The organism is Pseudoalteromonas sp. SCSIO_11900 (genome assembly GCF_000576475.1).
In the GTDB taxonomy this organism is placed as follows: domain Bacteria; phylum Pseudomonadota; class Gammaproteobacteria; order Enterobacterales; family Alteromonadaceae; genus Pseudoalteromonas; species Pseudoalteromonas tetraodonis.
Genome location: NZ_KK070023.1, coordinates 2,246,739 through 2,259,231, shown reverse-complemented (window position 1 = coordinate 2,259,231; position 12,493 = coordinate 2,246,739). Strand labels below are relative to the sequence as shown.

The following is a 12,493-nucleotide window of genomic DNA, read 5'->3' as shown; positions in this document are numbered from 1 at the left end:
AAAGCCACACTATTTAGTGTGGCTTTTTAATAGATTAGGGTCTGTTGATCTTTCAAGGTTAAATTTGCAGCAGTCTGTTTGGTATTTAGGCAAGGCAGAGCCTATGTGGTGTGGTTATTCCCCATAAATAGGCGATAACGCAGCATCAATGCCAAACAGGCGCTGCCCGAAGGGTTCTGCCTAGGGACGATTTACTCTTTGTTGCCTACATGGATGTAGGTAAGGGGCGTGAGCAGGACGCGGAAGCTTTGCTCGGTTTTTACTTAGCCCACTAGGTTACAAACCTCGCGCCGCGATTAAACCGCCCCTAGTTTGAACAAATTTTAATCCGCCAAGGTCAACAGACCCTAGAACCCGATTAGATTTTAGTTAACCAACCGTGTGTATCTTCACTTTTACCCCATTGAATATCGTTCAATGCTTGACGTAAACGTGCTGTTGTTGGTCCTGGTTCACCATTACCCACTTTGTATTCTTTATCGTTATGGATAAACGTACCTACTGGTGTTAATACTGCTGCAGTGCCTGAAAGTGCTGCTTCAGTGCCTGGTTTTGCTGCACGCTCTAAAAGCTCAGTTACGGTAAAGTTACGCTCGCTTACCGTCATTCCTAAATCTTTCGCAATGGTTAAAATACTATTACGAGTAACACCATGTAAAAAGGTGCTGTCGAGTGCTTTAGTAATTATTTCGTTGCCATCAATTAATATAAAGTTGGCCGCGCCGGTTTCTTGCACATCGCCACCTGGGCAAAATAAAATTTGATCCGCTTTGTATTTAGTGCGCGCTGCTGAAATTGGTCCTAATGCACTGGCGTAGTTACCACCACTTTTGATCATACCCATATGCGGGGCACAGCGCATGCCGTCTTCTTCTAATAAAACACGTAACGCGGTAGCGCCACCTGAAAAGTAATCACCCACTGGCGATAATAAAGTGTAAAGCAGTGAACTCATTGAAGGCGCAGCCGCTTTGCCAATGGCAGCTTCAGTACCAATGTGCGTTGGGCGAATATACATAGAACCAGGAGGAAGCGGCGTTTCATCGGCGTATTCACGAACAATATCGATGATCATTGTTTTTAGCATCTCGCCATCAACCGCTGGTAAACTTAATAATTCAGAACTTTGCTGCATACGTGCAATGTTTGCATCCATTCTAAAAATATTTACTGAACCATCTTCATGGCGAAAGGCTTTTAACCCTTCAAAACATGTACTTGAATAATGAAGAACGTGTGCACCTGCATGCAACTCAAGCTTATCGCAAGGAACGATTGAGCTTTCGCCCCACTGATTGTCAGAAAACTTAGCTTGAACCATCTGCGGCATAAACACAGTACCAAATGCGGCCATTTTTATTCTCTCTTGTGTGGTCTATTTTTCCCCATTGTATGACAACCCGCTACTATTTAACCATAGCAAAACAGGCTGTTTTTAAATTAATTAGACGAATTTTTTGCATGCACTGATGGTTATTTAATCAAAAAAGCGTTTACCAACACTTTAATGCAATAATCAGCTAACAATTTAAGGTTAGCTGATTATTTAATGCATACATAATAGTAGCGGTTATTTTATTAACCTCTATTTAAATGAATAACGCAATATACGCTTTAACACTGAGGTGTATTGATGAAAAAATCCGCCAGTATTATAAGCAATGCCCTGCTTTTGTAATGCAGCTTGTACTTTAGGCGCAATTTCTTGATAACGGGACGATGGCAAATCAGGAAATAAATGATGCTCTATTTGAAAGCTTAAATGCCCAGTTAAAATATGAAACCAACGTGCCCCTTTAATGTTTGACGACCCCAGCGCTTGGCGATAATACCACTGCCCTTGGCTTTCGTTTTTGCAGTCTTGCTCATAAAAGGTATGGGTTTGCTCGGTAAAATGGCCACAAAAAATAATGGTTGAGGTCCATAGGTTACGAATTAAGTTTGCCAGCAAATTACCGCTTAATACCCACAAAAATAATGGCCCCGCCAAAACTGGAAATAACACATAGTCTTTAATTAGTTGGCGCGCCCCTTTACTAAAAAAGCGTTTTTTTAACGTGCTATGCGCCACAGCACCTTCACGGTTTGGTTTCTTTTTACCTATAAAGACTCGCTCGCCTGCGAGCTCGTGATACGACACGCCCCACTGAAACAGCACGCTCAGATTTAAATAAGTAATAAACTGCCATGTATTTTTTAGTCGCCATTTAAAGTCATTGCTCAACCTTAATAAGCCATAACCAAAGTCACGATCTTTTCCGATAATGTTAGTGTAAGTATGATGTTCAAAGTTATGAACGCGGTTCCAGCTTTGGCCATCGCAGGCTATATCCCACTCGTAGCTTTTAGAGTTAAGCTGTTTGTCGTTCATCCAATCGTATTGACCATGCATTACATTGTGGCCAATTTCCATGTTGTCGAGAATTTTAGCCAAACCAAGTAATAAAACACCCGCTACCCACAATAATGGCTGTACAAAGCCAAGCATCAATAAAATCCGTCCGCCTATTTCGCAAAACCGCTGCTTACGCACAATAGAACGAATATAGTTTGCATCCTTTTGCCCAACTGTAGCTAATGTCGACATTTTAATTTCATCTAAATCATCGGCTAACTGTTGATAATTTATAGTTGTCATAGCTGTAACTCCAAATCGCTAACGGCTTGGCTCACACACAGTTGAATTAACTGCTCACCAATATCTGATAATTGATTAGTTTTTAAATTACGCACCACTCCCGACTTTTTAATGCACTGGCATTGATGGCAAATACCAATGCCGCAACCACGCTGCACAGGGAGTTTTTTTGCTTCAAACTGGTTTAATAGCACCTCATTACTAGTCACTACATGCGTGTCTTTATTTATTATTACTGAAAAATGATTGTCGTCAGTCAATTTAGGCATGGATAGAGCAAACGATTCTTGGTAATAGGTTAAATTAAGTAGACGAGTAAAATCTGCAACTTCTTGCATAAAGCCAGCAGGACCACAGCAATATATATCAGGATTATCGTCCGTATTTATATGAGTAGTTAAATATGGGCTTCGATCCCGTGTAAGCAGTACGTAAGAAAAATGATTATATTGCTGTGTCAGCATTTTTAACTCATTAGTGCATTGATGCTCACCTGCTTTAGCAAAGTAAATTAATTTTATCTGATGCTCAGTATTACCTAGCTGCTGATCAAGCATAGCAAGCATAGGCGTAATTCCCGAACCACCAGCAATAAACGTGCTGGGTTTGTGCCAGCTTTTAAATACAAAGTCGCCACTTGGTGGAGAAATATTACACCATGCCTGCACCGCTAATGCATTTTGCAATTGGCTTGTAAAATGACCTTGCTGATCTGTTTTTACTAATAAACGAAGTAAACCTGTCGCCTTATATTGTGCGGGGCTGCATGCCAAAGTAAACACTCGAGTAAGCAAACGTCCATTAGCTTCCACCGTTAAGCTAATGTGTTGACCAGCAATATGTATAGGCCACTTTTTACTTGGTTTAAGTGAAATACTTAAAAATCGCCCGCTTAGCGCTTGAACATCAACAACCTTGGCTCGAAAAAGGTCAGCGCGCCACGCAGGTTTAAACTTTTGCATTATTGGCTCAATATAAGCTGCAAAGCTTTGATGGTGTAAAAACCATTTTGAAAATTGGTCTAATACCGGAGTTAACATGGTTATAAATTCTCTATTTAAATCGACTACCCATTAGTTTCTGCTGGGCTTTATATTTGAGCATACACGTGTAAGCCCAAACCTCAGCGCACAAGTGTACGCTCGAATTTTTAAATTTCAACCCCATTAGAGTAATTATTCAATTTCTCTAGAGCGGTATTTAAAGGTTAACAACGCTTAAGTACCTATTGGAGAACGATTAAATTGCGTGCACTTGTACTTATCCCAAATACTTAACACCATGATAAATAGCGTGCTAAGGTAGTTAAAATTTAGTTAATTTTGGAAGCCATTATGAACAAAGTAACAACGCGTAAAAAATTTTCTATACTTGCCACAGCCAGTTGTGCATTAGCATTTTCGGCGCTTACCAGCCTTAGTGCTCATGCAGTTGATTTTAAAGAACTGGATAAATTAGCGCTTAATGTAAAACCAGTCACTGTTGCCCAAGGGGTTTCCATTCCGTGGGCTATTGAGGCTCTGCCAAACGGTGATTTATTAATAACCGAGCGCAGTGGCACCTTATATTTATTGCGTAAAAATACCACCAGCTTAACTAAAATCACTGGGCTACCTAAAATTGATGCCAACGGCCAAGGCGGCCTACTTGATTTAGAGCTGCATCCTGATTTTGCTAATAATCAATGGCTGTATATCACTTACTCAAGCAGTGAAGGTGACGGTGCTGGCAGTAACACCGCACTTATGCGTGCAAAGCTAACTAACGATCACAGCCAATTGCGCGAGCCACAACAATTATACAAAGGCGAACATAACTCTAAAAAAGGCCAGCACTACGGCAGCCGCATTGTGTTTGATAACCAAAACTATGTGTATTTTTCGATTGGCGATCGCGGCTCGCGAGATATTAACCCACAAGATTTAAGCCGCGATGGCGGTAAAATTTATCGTTTACACGACGATGGTAAAATTCCAACCGACAACCCATTTGTAAACCAAAAAGACGCAAAACCAGCGATTTGGTCTTACGGGCATCGTAATCCACAAGGCATGTGGTTCGATGGTGAAAATAATGTATTTTGGGCACACGAACACGGCCCACGTGGCGGCGATGAGCTTAATATGATTAAACCTAAAACTAACTACGGCTGGCCAGTGGTGAGTTACGGTATTAACTACAGCGGCACCTCGTTTACCGATTTAACCGAAAAATCAGGCATGCAAGCGCCCACATTGCAGTGGACACCGTCTATTGCCCCTTCTGACATGCTGCTCGTAAAAGGTGACAAATATCCTGAGCTTAAAGGAAAATTTTTACTCGCTTCAATGAAATACGCCTTTATTAGCATACTTGAAATAGCAGATGGCAATGTCGTTAAACAAAGTAAATTACTGGAAGGCATTGGCCGAATTCGCAGCCTAGCACAAAGTGATGATGGCACTATTTACTTAGGATTAGACGGCCAAGGCATTGTGCGCCTTGACCCACAGTAATCTTTTAATACGCTAATTACAGTAACAGCAAACTTTTTGCGTCTTCACTGCGTATTGTTACTGTAACTAGCTAATTAACAACGAGGGTGTTGATGTTTTCATTTTTAAAGCCAGATCCAATCAAAAAATTACGTAAAGAATACGACGTAAAATTAGAACAAGGCATGCAAGCGCAAAGAAAAGGCGATATAAAAAGCTATGCGATGTTAACTGATGAGGCTGAAAAAATCTGGAATGAAATAGAAGCGCTCGAAGCCAAAAAGGCCCAGTAAACATTAAACATTAAACATTAAACATTAAACAAATAAGTTTAAATTTATCCCCCGCATTAACAGTGCGGGGTTTGTATTTCCCCGACTAAATAACTTCGATAAACATTTACCCAACTAAGTAAAATTAAATACACTTCTTATAAGTTCACTTTGCATTTCCCCCATCACGTTATTACAGCCCTATTGGTGCGACATTCAAAAGCCATTTTATTTCTCGAATAATCAGTTGTTTACATTAAAGTTAATTAGTGGAATTATTAACCAATAATTACTTTCCTCTGTTTGAGGGATATCCACTTTTAGGTCACGGGGTATTTATGGAATTTAAGCAAGCACAAAAAGACATGGATCTCGCCTATTTTGGTGGCGCAACAGGTGTTGTTATTTCTGGGTTAGTTTGGTGTTGTGCTGGTTTAATTGCAGTACTGTACTCAACTAAAGCGAGTATGCTTACCCTGTTTATTGGTGGTATGTTTATACACCCGCTGGCTATGTTGCTATCAAAAGTACTTAAGCGCCCTGGACAACATGACTCCACAAACCCATTAGGCAAACTTGCTTTAGAAAGTACCGTTATTTTATTTGTTGGTTTTTTCCTCGCCTTCTATGTTTCTAAGCTGCATCTGCAATGGTTTTATCCAATAATGCTGTTGGCAATAGGTGTGCGTTATTTAATTTTTAATACTTTATATGGTGCAAAAGTTTATTGGCTTTTAGGTGCTGTGCTTATGCTAGCGGGAGTAGTTTGTATATTATTAAATGCTAACTTCGTCATTGGTGCTTTTGTTGGCGGCATAACAGAAGTTATATTTTCTATTGTGATCTTCAATAAATCAAAAGAGTCAGCAGTAAAAGCCTCGTAACGAATTGTTATCTAAAAGGAAAGTTACAGATAAAGATACTCTTAGCTTAACACTATGCATCATTAACTTTAACGTCTCCATTATTTAAAAAATAGAAGTACACTGTCAGCACAAATTTAACTTAAATTTTTGCTAACAGTTCACTAATTCTCAGCCTATTTATATTCTACCTTGGCGGTTAAGCGATTAAATAAACTAGGGAAAAACCGTTTTATAAACGGTGCCCAACCACTTAACCCTTGGCCAACCACTACTTCATCTTTTTTATTGTAAATTGCGGTGATCATTTTTGACGCGGCAACATTAACGTTCATACCATTTTCTATAGAGGGTTCAGGCTTATTTTGTGCCTCTCCCTGCTCGTTTAATGAGTTATGGGCAATAGCCGTTTTAATGGAGCCTGGGCAAATAGTTAAGCAATGTATGTTGTGCTCTGTCACTTCTGCTCGTAAGCAATCCATAAAGCCTACTACAGCGTATTTACTGCCTGAATATCCGGTTCTGAACTTAGATCCTACTTTGCCTGCCACACTACTAATAGCCACTACAGAGCCGCTTTTACGCGCTACCATTGAAGGTAATACCGCTTTAGTGAGTGCAATTAAGCCAAAGTAGTTTACTTCCATAAGTTGCCGGTACACTTTAAAGTCGTTTTCTAAAAATAAGCTACGTTGTGATACACCGCCGTTATTTATTAAAATATCAATCGGGCCTAAACTGTCTATTTGTGCTGAAACATCGTGCAAAACGGTTTCAGGCATTGATAAATCAAGCGGGATAATACGATGCCCCTCGCCTTTTAACTCGTCTTTTACTTGGTTGAGTTTATCGGTATTTCGCGCTGATAAAATAACCTTTGCACCTTGCTCTGCAAATTGTTTTGCAAGTTCTTCACCAATACCTGATGATGCGCCGGTTATCCACACTGTTTTATTATTATAATCCATGGTTTACCTTATATTTATTAACTGATTATGCTTTAGTTGGGCCCGCTATTTCATTCACTTGCTGTTCTAAATTTTTATAAAAGCCCATCAAAAACAACAGCTCAACAGTGACATACAAAGGGCCAATAATTAAGCCAACTAAATCATCAACAAATGCGGGCTTTTTACCTTCAAAATAATGACCAATAAATTGTAATACCCAGCCAAATACAAACACCCCAACTCCAATTGCTAACCATGGCACCAAAGCCATAGCAGCAATTGGTTGTGCAGCTACCAGTAATAAAGTGAAAATAATTCCCATGATTAAACCAAGCGAAAAGCTCAACATAAAATAGTAAACCACAGAGGCTAATACAAAAATTTGCGCGCCATCAATGCTAAAATTAGCAATAGGGATTTCAATTCGGGCGAGTAAGCATAAAGCGGCAAACACAATGAGTGGAATACCAAAAAAATGAGTTAATACGTTACGCTTTGAACGATGATACAAGCCATACTGGCCAAGTTGTTGTTGTAGAGTTTTCATCGGTTGATCCCGTTGTTATTTTTATAAGCAAAATTCACCTTATAAAAAAGTGCGCACAATAACAACAAATACCGATGGTTATAAATTAAAAGGCTAACTAATGGCTCTGTAATTGGGTATTGATGTAAACTATTTGAAATAAATGTTTAACTGTTGGCCTTTGTAATTTAAGGAAATCATCATGTTATTAAAAGCCCTAGCCATAGGCTTATTACTTGCTTTAGGCGAGAAAATTAATGGCAACATTCGGGTGCGAGTTCTGCATCGATTATATGGGCAACGACGCGCTAAAACACTTAGTTTATTCTCAGGCATCGCCATTATTTTTGCTATAACTTAGTTAGCCCTGCCATGGGTTGCCCCTACAAATTACCTAGATTCTTTAAAGCTAGGCTTAGTGTGGCTAATGATAATGCTTAGTTTAGATATTTTTTTGGGTAGGTATTTATTTAAATATAAGTGACAGAGAATTTTTGATGACTTTAATCTCTTTAAAGGCAACTTGCTTAGTGTAGGCATGTTGATACTTTTTATATGCCCAAGCTTGGTTTTTTGGTTGCAGATGAAAGTTATGGTTTAGATAACTTCTCTAAAAGCGCAGCGTCTCTTTGCCCTATTTGTGCATAATTCTTAAAATCTATTTAAAATCAGAAGTAAATGAGCTTGCAACGTGTCGTTATCTAAGCTAACGCGGTTACAAGCTTGCCATTTTCATGCGTAGGTTGCATGACCATTCGATCAGTGCCTTTTTCGTATTCTTGCTCTAGCATTTTTTGTAACTCTGCAAGCTGCTCTTTAATGGTCTCTATATCAGCACCTTGCTCTTGAAGTTTTTCTGCCAATGCATCGATTGCTGCTTTTAACTCAGCAATTTTTTCTTTATCAACCCCTAATCGTTGATAAATAAGCGCCTCTTGCGCATTTTCTGAAAAGCTTTTGTCTTGTGGCTTAGTGCTTGCGATTTGTGTTTGTTCGCTATCACTGGTTTTAGCTGTTGCCACAGGGCCAGAAGTTGCCGCTACTTCGTCAGCTTTTGCCGGTTTATTTATTGTACTAACATAAGTATTATATTGATATTTAAAGGTTATTGATGTCATCAGCTCAAATCCATTTTTGCGTTAAAATATCTATCTTTAACTATTTTCACTTAGATACGTGTATGGAATAACTACAGCAACTTTAATACCAACTTATATTTGTTATTCGCTTCGCTTTAACTCTTTATTTTAAATTAAGCCCATTTAGCTCATTACGCACCCATTGCTTATCGAGATATTGCTCTAAATTCAGCTGGGCAAATTTTAAAAAGCTGCGCGCAGCATGAGAAATATGCCTGTCTGTGCGCACTACAAAATACCAATGGCTTGCTAAGCAGGTGTCGGTTACATTGAGCACTTTAAAACTGTTATCACCTTTTGGTAATACATGATGGGAAAGCACCGCAACCCCCATTCCCGAGGAAACAGCAACTCGTATGGCTTCGTTACTGGCCATTTGCACGCTATCGCTAAGGACTAAACCACGGCTTTGTAATTCGCTTTCAAAAAGCATACGCGTAGCAGAGCCTGGCTCTCTTAATAAAAATCGATATGGCATTAAATCAGCTAATGTTAATGCTTTTACATCGGCAAGCGGATGATCAAGCGGCACAATAAAGACCAAGGGGTTATGTAAAAAACGCGCAGCTTGGGCATGTTCAAGTGATGGTGGGTGGCTAAACACATAAATGTCGTCTTCTCCACGTTCAAAACGCGCTAATACTGCAGAGCGGTTGCCAATTTCTAATGGCAGCTCTACATGAGGATGGGCATTACTGTAAGGCCCAAGTAACTTAGGCAAAATATATTGTGCAGTGTTTACCATGGCAATTTTACAGCGCCCGCGCTCCCCGCCTTTAAGCTCGGCTAAATAGTCTTGGTAATCATCAAAGTGCCCAAACACTTGCTCACAAGTTCTAAATAATTGTAAGCCAGCCTCGGTAACCTGTAATTTTTGCTGTTGCATAACAATTAAAGGCTCATTAACGGCTTCTTGTAAGCGCTTAATTTGCAAAGAAACGGTAGGCTGGGTTAAATGCAATTGCCGAGCTGTTTCGCTAATGGAGCCGGTTTTAACTACACTCATAAAGACTTCGAGTAGCCTAAATGATAGCTGCCTTGTGTTCATTATTCACCTCATAGATTTTTATCTATAAGATACTATCATTCATTTTATTATTTACTATACAAAGATAGGTTTACAATAGCGCCGTTTAACAAATTGAGTAACTAATAACAAAAAGGAGAACAGTGTGCCTGATATCGTCGTAATGTTTTTTATTTTAGGATTAGTGGCGGGGATTTTACGTTCTGATTTAGCGATACCTAAAGCCACTTATGACACACTAAGTCTATTGTTAATGCTCACCATAGGGTTAAAAGGTGGTATGGTGCTGCATGGAAACTTAAGCTGGCAGCTTCTTCCTGAAATGGCCTCGGTTATGTTACTCGGTGGCCTTATTCCCCTCACTCTTTACCCTATTTTAAAATATATTGTTAGACTCAGTGTGGCCAATAGCGCCAGTATTGCCGCGCATTATGGCTCGGTAAGTGCAGGTACCTTTGCAGTTGCATTGGCTTATGCAGAGTCGGCTAAATTAGAGGTAGGTGCTGAGGTTACACTGTATTTAGTGATGCTCGAATTACCTGCCATTATTGTCGGTTTAATACTGTATCGTAAACTCGACCAACAACATAGCCAAAGTAATACACTGTCGCTCAAAGCGCTTTGGCACGAAACACTCACTAACAAAAGCGTGATTTTATTGGTAGGCGGTGTGATCATCGGAATGATGTACGGCACACAGCAAGGCAGCCAAGTAACCAGTCTTTTAACCAGTAGTTTTAAAGTAGTACTGGCGTTATTTTTACTTGAAATGGGTTTAGTGGCTGCGCAAACTCTGCGCCCATTTCCTTGGCAGCATTGGAGACTCGCTGCATTTACTATTGTCACTCCGCTATTTTTAGGTACTATCGGCGTAACTGTAGGCACACTATTAAAATTGGAATTAGGCTCGGTGGTGATACTCGGTAGTTTAGTGGCTAGTGCGTCCTATATTGCAGCCCCTGCGGCGATTAAAGCAGCCGTTCCCAAGGCTGATATTGGCCTAGCTATGCTGAGCTCTTTAGGGGTAACGTTTCCGTTTAATGTGATTGTTGGTATTGGTTTGTACCATAAGTTTGCGCTTGCCATGCACTAAAATAAACACCAATAAAGCCCAACATGGGCTTTTATTTTTTAATTATGCCCCGCCATTATTAAGTTATTACCCTTTTTAAAAACTCAACAAATATAAAACAAAAACGCTAACTTATTTCTACAATCAGATTGCAATTAAGCGATTAGTTTACGTAAAAAAACATTTTAAAAATTATTTTGATTGAGCAACTAAAAAACACTTTACTTGGTATAAAAAGCAGCATAAATTCGCAGCCAAATTAATCTGCTTCAAATAATCGCGCCACTATCACACCTAAATCAGCAATTATTTAAACCCTTTTTATCGGAATAATCTAATGGTGGAACTTGCCGCTAATAGTAAATCAAATAATCCTTTAGCCCCTGTTATTGGTTTATCTTTTTTTGCTATTGCTTCGGGCTTTTTAATGAGCCTGATCCCGTTATCACTGAGTGCTTTTAAGTTAAGTATTGATCTTGCGCCTTGGCTTGCCAGCGTCTTTTATTTTGGTTTACTTATTGGCGCGCTGTGTATTGAGCGTGTGGTAGTAAAAATTGGCCACCGTATGGCATTTATCGCATTTTTAATGTTGCTGATCATCAGTGTTATTGCACAGATCATTTCCCCTACAGCCACTATGTGGTTAACTGCTCGCTTTATTGCTGGTATTGCTGTTGCGGGAGTATTTGTCGTGGTTGAGTCGTGGTTGTTAATGGCAAATACTCCTAAGGCGCGAGCTAAACGCTTAGGTTTATATATGACCTCTTTATATGGTGGCAGCGCTGTGGGGCAATTAGCAATCACACCGCTTGGCACTGAAGGTGCCGTACCGTATTTATTTGTCGTAGCCCTTTTGGCGTTGGCTATTTTAGCTCCATTATTAATTACCACAGGCCAACCTAATGCTCAGCAATTACAAAAGCTGCCACTTAAAGAGTTAAAAACTCTAAGCCGCCCTGCTATTTTAGGCTGTTTAGTATCGGGATTATTACTAGGCCCTATTTACGGGTTATTACCAGTTTATATAGCCGCGCAAACTGATCAAGCCCAATATACCGGCTTACTTATGGCGGTGATTATTTTAGGTGGTATGCTGGTGCAACCTTTAGTGAGTTATTTATCAACCCGTATTATAAAAAGCTTACTTATGGCTATTTTTTGTTTTGTTGGTGCTGCCAGCGTAATGGGAATATTAAACGCACATAGCTTTGGCGGATTAGTTGTAAGTTACTTTGTATTAGGTGCGTGTAGTTTTGCACTTTATCCGATTGCAATTACTTTAGCGTGTGACTCCTTACCTATGGCAAAAATAGTGTCAGCCACTGAAATAATGCTGCTCAGCTACAGTGTCGGCTCTGTATTAGGCCCGTTGTTGGCAACGCATTTTTCTGATGCAAGCCATGGTGTGCTTATTTATTTAGGTGGTTGTTTAATTACCACCTGTATTTATATGCTCATAAAAAGTATGAAAAAAATACCTACAGGTAACACCCCTGTTGCAGGTTAACTAACGCGATAAACCGCTTAAGCTT

The 12,493-nt window shown here is 39.6% G+C and carries 13 protein-coding genes; 6 read left to right on the top strand and 7 right to left on the bottom strand.

Annotation, left to right across the window (positions count from 1 at the left end; translation table 11 throughout):
* Positions 1–358: 358 nt before the first annotated feature.
* From BG00_RS10490 to BG00_RS10480, 3 genes are all read right to left on the bottom strand, one after another.
* Positions 359–1,360 carry a branched-chain amino acid aminotransferase gene (locus BG00_RS10490; RefSeq protein WP_301336084.1) on the bottom strand — a complete coding sequence of 334 codons (1,002 nt, stop codon included), beginning with the start codon at positions 1,358–1,360 and terminating at the stop codon, positions 359–361.
* A 225-nt stretch (positions 1,361–1,585) separates the two neighbouring features.
* Positions 1,586–2,638: a fatty acid desaturase family protein gene (locus BG00_RS10485; RefSeq protein ID WP_036982447.1), complete on the bottom strand. Its 1,053-nt coding sequence runs from the start codon at positions 2,636–2,638 to the stop codon at positions 1,586–1,588.
* Complete coding sequence (locus tag BG00_RS10480; protein ID WP_036982445.1) at positions 2,635–3,678, bottom strand: flavin reductase family protein; 1,044 nt, start codon at positions 3,676–3,678, stop codon at positions 2,635–2,637. Before BG00_RS10480 ends, BG00_RS10485 begins: the two co-directional genes overlap by 4 nt.
* A 294-nt stretch (positions 3,679–3,972) precedes the next feature.
* Here BG00_RS10480 and BG00_RS10475 point away from each other — a divergent pair, with 294 nt between their 5' ends.
* The 3 genes from BG00_RS10475 to BG00_RS10465 all read left to right on the top strand — a co-directional run bounded on the left by BG00_RS10475 (position 3,973) and on the right by BG00_RS10465 (position 6,268).
* Positions 3,973–5,133 (top strand): PQQ-dependent sugar dehydrogenase, encoded by a 1,161-nt coding sequence (locus BG00_RS10475; RefSeq protein WP_036982443.1) that lies wholly within the window; start codon positions 3,973–3,975, stop codon positions 5,131–5,133.
* A 92-nt stretch (positions 5,134–5,225) separates the two neighbouring features.
* Complete coding sequence (locus BG00_RS10470; RefSeq protein WP_036982442.1) at positions 5,226–5,405, top strand: DUF6435 family protein; 180 nt, start codon at positions 5,226–5,228, stop codon at positions 5,403–5,405.
* A gap of 317 nt (positions 5,406–5,722) precedes the next feature.
* Positions 5,723–6,268, top strand: coding sequence for a DUF7010 family protein (locus BG00_RS10465; RefSeq protein ID WP_036982440.1), 546 nt, complete (start codon positions 5,723–5,725; stop codon positions 6,266–6,268).
* Positions 6,269–6,423: 155 nt separating this feature from the next.
* Here the strand turns inward: BG00_RS10465 and BG00_RS10460 are convergent, their stop codons facing one another.
* Positions 6,424–7,215, bottom strand: a complete 792-nt coding sequence (locus BG00_RS10460) for an SDR family oxidoreductase (RefSeq protein WP_036982439.1) — start codon at positions 7,213–7,215, stop codon at positions 6,424–6,426.
* A gap of 25 nt (positions 7,216–7,240) precedes the next feature.
* The gene (locus tag BG00_RS10455) at positions 7,241–7,744 is read right to left on the bottom strand and encodes an Mpo1 family 2-hydroxy fatty acid dioxygenase (protein WP_036982438.1); all 504 of its coding nucleotides are present in this window, start codon (positions 7,742–7,744) and stop codon (positions 7,241–7,243) included.
* Between the two features lie 181 nt (positions 7,745–7,925).
* Here BG00_RS10455 and BG00_RS18110 point away from each other — a divergent pair, with 181 nt between their 5' ends.
* A complete protein-coding gene (locus tag BG00_RS18110; RefSeq protein WP_253861377.1) occupies positions 7,926–8,084 on the top strand; it encodes a hypothetical protein in 159 nt (52 codons plus the stop codon).
* 340 nt (positions 8,085–8,424) lie between these two features.
* On the opposite strand, the gene BG00_RS10445 is transcribed toward BG00_RS18110, so the two are convergent.
* Both BG00_RS10445 and BG00_RS10440 read right to left on the bottom strand, forming a co-directional pair.
* Entirely contained in the window at positions 8,425–8,841 is a 417-nt protein-coding gene (locus BG00_RS10445; RefSeq protein WP_036982437.1) for a hypothetical protein, read from the bottom strand.
* A 124-nt stretch (positions 8,842–8,965) separates the two neighbouring features.
* Positions 8,966–9,910: a LysR family transcriptional regulator gene (locus BG00_RS10440; protein WP_036982436.1), complete on the bottom strand. Its 945-nt coding sequence runs from the start codon at positions 9,908–9,910 to the stop codon at positions 8,966–8,968.
* Between the two features lie 124 nt (positions 9,911–10,034).
* Between BG00_RS10440 and BG00_RS10435 the strand changes: the two genes are divergently transcribed.
* A complete protein-coding gene (locus tag BG00_RS10435; protein ID WP_036982435.1) occupies positions 10,035–10,982 on the top strand; it encodes a sodium-dependent bicarbonate transport family permease in 948 nt (315 codons plus the stop codon).
* Between the two features lie 316 nt (positions 10,983–11,298).
* Positions 11,299–12,468, top strand: coding sequence for an MFS transporter (locus BG00_RS10430; RefSeq protein ID WP_036982433.1), 1,170 nt, complete (start codon positions 11,299–11,301; stop codon positions 12,466–12,468).
* Positions 12,469–12,493: the final 25 nt, after the last annotated feature.

Excerpts from the sequence above, each read along its gene's own strand:
- BG00_RS10485 (WP_036982447.1), bottom strand. The coding sequence starts at position 2,638 with ATGACAACTATAAATTATCAACAGTTAGCCGATGATTTAGATGAAATT.
- BG00_RS10480 (WP_036982445.1), bottom strand. The coding sequence starts at position 3,678 with ATGTTAACTCCGGTATTAGACCAATTTTCAAAATGGTTTTTACACCAT.
- BG00_RS10475 (WP_036982443.1), top strand. The coding sequence starts at position 3,973 with ATGAACAAAGTAACAACGCGTAAAAAATTTTCTATACTTGCCACAGCC.
- BG00_RS10470 (WP_036982442.1), top strand. The coding sequence starts at position 5,226 with ATGTTTTCATTTTTAAAGCCAGATCCAATCAAAAAATTACGTAAAGAA.
- BG00_RS10465 (WP_036982440.1), top strand. The coding sequence starts at position 5,723 with ATGGAATTTAAGCAAGCACAAAAAGACATGGATCTCGCCTATTTTGGT.
- BG00_RS10460 (WP_036982439.1), bottom strand. The coding sequence starts at position 7,215 with ATGGATTATAATAATAAAACAGTGTGGATAACCGGCGCATCATCAGGT.
- BG00_RS10455 (WP_036982438.1), bottom strand. The coding sequence starts at position 7,744 with ATGAAAACTCTACAACAACAACTTGGCCAGTATGGCTTGTATCATCGT.
- BG00_RS18110 (WP_253861377.1), top strand. The coding sequence starts at position 7,926 with ATGTTATTAAAAGCCCTAGCCATAGGCTTATTACTTGCTTTAGGCGAG.
- BG00_RS10445 (WP_036982437.1), bottom strand. The coding sequence starts at position 8,841 with ATGACATCAATAACCTTTAAATATCAATATAATACTTATGTTAGTACA.
- BG00_RS10440 (WP_036982436.1), bottom strand. The coding sequence starts at position 9,910 with ATGAACACAAGGCAGCTATCATTTAGGCTACTCGAAGTCTTTATGAGT.
- BG00_RS10430 (WP_036982433.1), top strand. The coding sequence starts at position 11,299 with ATGGTGGAACTTGCCGCTAATAGTAAATCAAATAATCCTTTAGCCCCT.